Annotated in this window: 3 protein-coding genes; 1 reads left to right on the top strand and 2 read right to left on the bottom strand. The window is 70.1% G+C overall.

Annotation, left to right across the window (positions count from 1 at the left end):
* The coding region (locus ACH9D2_RS04350; protein WP_396361528.1) for an exopolysaccharide biosynthesis polyprenyl glycosylphosphotransferase at window positions 1-1,483 on the bottom strand (1,483 nt) is incomplete at its 3' end.
* 351 nt (window positions 1,484-1,834) lie between these two features.
* On the opposite strand from ACH9D2_RS04350, the gene ACH9D2_RS04345 reads away from it, so the two are divergent.
* A complete protein-coding gene (locus ACH9D2_RS04345; RefSeq protein ID WP_396361527.1) occupies window positions 1,835-2,635 on the top strand; it encodes a WecB/TagA/CpsF family glycosyltransferase in 801 nt (266 codons plus the stop codon).
* Window positions 2,636-2,645: 10 nt separating this feature from the next.
* On the opposite strand, the gene ACH9D2_RS04340 is transcribed toward ACH9D2_RS04345, so the two are convergent.
* The coding region (locus ACH9D2_RS04340) for an exopolysaccharide biosynthesis polyprenyl glycosylphosphotransferase (RefSeq protein WP_396361526.1) at window positions 2,646-3,479 on the bottom strand (834 nt) is incomplete at its 5' end.

The raw sequence follows: 3,479 nt of genomic DNA, 5'->3' as shown, positions 1-3,479 counted from the left end.
AGTGCGCGCCTTCCTTGGCGACCACGGCCTTGACGGTGCGCAGGAGGATCACGAAGTCCTGGACCGGTGACCAGTTCTCCACGTAGTAGAGGTCCAGGCGCACGGCCTGCTCCCAGTCCAGGTCGTCCCGGCCCGAGACCTGCCACAGGCCGGTGATGCCGGGTTTCACGCGCAGCCGGCGGTGGACGTGCTCCTCGTACTGGGCCACCTCGGAGGGCAGGGGCGGGCGCGGGCCCACCAGGGACATCTCGCCCTTGAGGACGTTGAGGAACTGCGGGAGCTCGTCGAGGCTGTACTTGCGCATCCACCGGCCGGGTGTGGTGACCCGGGGGTCGTTGGCCATGAAGAACAGGACGCCGCCCTTGGCGTCGTTGGCGGCCATCAGCTCGGCCTTGCGCTCCTCGGCGTCGGTGTACATGGAGCGGAACTTCAGCATCCTGAAGCGGGAGCCGTCGAGCCCGGTCCGCTCCTGGGCGAAGAGCACGGGCCCGCCGTCGTGGGCCTTGACGATCGCCGCGAGCACGAGCATGACGGGGGAGAGGATCACCAGCGCGGTGATCGCGCCGGTGAGGTCGACGAGGCGCTTGAGCAGCAGCCGCGACCGGCTCAGCCGCGGGGTGGAAACGTGGATCAGCGGCAGCCCGGCCAGCTGCTGGGTGTGGATGCGCGGCCCGGCGATGTCGGTGAGCCCGGTGTCGAGGACCAGCCGGATGCGCTCATCGGCCAGGTACCAGCTCAGGTGGCGGACCTCCTCCGAGCTCAGCGGCGCGCTCGCGGCCATCACCAGGGTCTCGATCCGATGGGCGCGGCACGCGGCCACGATCCCCTCCACGGACGGCGCTTCCCCGGCCGGGAGCATGTTCTCGGGCATCGGCACCCGGGCCAGGTGGTGCGGCAGGGCCCTCGACGACGACGGGGCGTAGACCGCCACCGGGTCGAAGCCCGCGGCAGGATGCTGTTGCAGGGACTTGAGCATCTCCACGACCCCCGGCACGCGCCCGACCACCAGGGTCCGGGACATCGCCTCGCCGGCCAGCCGGCGGCGGGTCAGCCCCCGCCGGACCAGACCGCGCCCCGCCAGCAGCAGGAGCGTGCCCAGCGGCAGGGCGATCACCACGTAGCTGCGGGCCATCGGCACGTTGAGCACGTAGGACAGGATCGCCAGGGCGCCGAAGAGCACCAGCGTGGCCGAGACCACCTGCCGGTTCTCCTCCACGCCGTAGCCGATCAGGCGCACGTCGCGGGCGCCCCGCAGTTCCAGCCAGCTCCACCAGGCAGCGCCCAGTACGGCGCCCACCAGCCAGTACGGCACGGTGAGCCGGCCGAGCTCGAGCGCCTCCTGCTCGAAGCCGAAGCGCATCAGCTGCGTCAGGATCAGCGTGGCCGCCAGGGCGGCCGCGTCCACGCGGCGCAGGGCGCTGAGATGGGACTCCCGCCAGGCGGCAGGTCGCACGGACATGTTCTTCTTGAGCACGTTGATCACTCCCCCCGAGTGTGCGGGGGCCGGAACACTCCTCCTACGCCCCCCGGCGTGGTTCCGGCCCCCATCGATGACTTTACAAGTGCACATCCATGCAAACAGGTCCTTAATTGGGGACAGTCCTGCTGGCGTGATGGCGCCTTTGCTTTGCTAGCGTAAATGCAGGTTCATGTTCGCAAACGCAGGACTTCGGGGTTGCGGGACATGGGCTCCATGGGGCTGATCGCACCGTCAGGGATCCGGGGGATCCTCATGAACGACGGGTGAGGCTCCCTGCCGAAGCCGCCGGCCCGATCACCGGGTGCAGGCGCACGAGCGAGGCGCCGCAGTGGCGCAGCACAGGGGGGAAGACACATGTTGAAGCACCAGACCCGTGCCCAGAGCACGGGCCCGATCGAGATCCCGGTCAGCGGGGTCCGGGTGACGCCCATGGACGCCGAGGAGCTGCATCGGTGGATCACGGCGACGTGGCAGGAACGGCGCAAGGCGGCGGTCCTCGCCCACAACCTGCACAGTCTCTACACGTGGGAGGTCAATCCGACGTTCCGCGCCTTCTACGAGAAGGCGGACGTGGTGCTGACGGACGGCTTCCCCGTGCTGAAGCTGGCCAAGTGGCGGTCCGGGCGCGAGCTCAGCGCCAAGCGGCACCGCCTCGGCACCCTGGACTGGCTGCCCGGCCTGATGCGGCGCACTCCGGTGCAGCGCGTCGCCGTCGTCGGCGCGACCCCCGTGGGCAACGCCCGCACGGTGGATCTGCTCCGGCGGGACGCGGCCGCCGGTCAGGTCGAGGGCTGGCCGGGGGAGGGCTGGAACCCCGTGCTCGAGGACCACATCGTCCGTGAGCTCCAAGAGTTCCGGCCGGACTTCGTCATCGTGGGCTTGGGCATGCCCCTGCAGGAGGAGTTCCTGAGCCGGCGCTGGGAGGAGCTGCCCACGGCGATCTACGCGGCCGTCGGCGGCGGGATCGACGAGTACGCGGGCATCCAGAAGCCCCCGCCGCGCTGGCTCGGCCCAATCGGGCTGGAGTGGGCCTACCGGCTCGTCACCCAGCCGCGACGGCTGGGCCACCGGTACGTCGTCGAGCCATGGATCCTCGCCTACCTCCTGGTGACCAAGGCGCTGTGGCGGAACACAAACATCACCAAGCAATACTGAGCAGACCGGGTCAGTGCGCGCCTTCCTTGGCGACCACGGCCTTGACGGTGCGCAGGAGGATCACGAAGTCCTGGACCGGTGACCAGTTCTCCACGTAGTAGAGGTCCAGGCGCACGGCCTGCTCCCAGTCCAGGTCGTCCCGGCCCGAGACCTGCCACAGGCCGGTGATGCCGGGTTTCACGCGCAGCCGGCGGTGGACGTGCTCCTCGTACTGGGCCACCTCGGAGGGCAGGGGCGGGCGCGGGCCCACCAGGGACATCTCGCCCTTGAGGACGTTGAGGAACTGCGGGAGCTCGTCGAGGCTGTACTTGCGCATCCACCGGCCGGGTGTGGTGACCCGGGGGTCGTTGGCCATGAAGAACAGGACGCCGCCCTTGGCGTCGTTGGCGGCCATCAGCTCGGCCTTGCGCTCCTCGGCGTCGGTGTACATGGAGCGGAACTTCAGCATCCTGAAGCGGGAGCCGTCGAGCCCGGTCCGCTCCTGGGCGAAGAGCACGGGCCCGCCGTCGTGGGCCTTGACGATCGCCGCGAGCACGAGCATGACGGGGGAGAGGATCACCAGCGCGGTGATCGCGCCGGTGAGGTCGACGAGGCGCTTGAGCAGCAGCCGCGACCGGCTCAGCCGCGGGGTGGAAACGTGGATCAGCGGCAGCCCGGCCAGCTGCTGGGTGTGGATGCGCGGCCCGGCGATGTCGGTGAGCCCGGTGTCGAGGACCAGCCGGATGCGCTCATCGGCCAGGTACCAGCTCAGGTGGCGGACCTCCTCCGAGCTCAGCGGCGCGCTCGCGGCCATCACCAGGGTCTCGATCCGATGGGCGCGGCACGCGGCCACGATCCCCTCCAC

This window comes from Kocuria rhizosphaericola, from assembly GCF_044462205.1.
GTDB classification, from domain to species: Bacteria; Actinomycetota; Actinomycetes; order Actinomycetales; family Micrococcaceae; genus Kocuria; species Kocuria rhizosphaericola.
The sequence above is the reverse complement of the archived record's forward strand: the minus strand, read 5'-3'. Positions and strand labels throughout refer to the sequence as shown.

Coding starts and splice junctions, on each gene's coding strand:
- ACH9D2_RS04345 (WP_396361527.1), top strand. CDS start 1,835: ATGTTGAAGCACCAGACCCGTGCCCAGAGCACGGGCCCGATCGAGATC.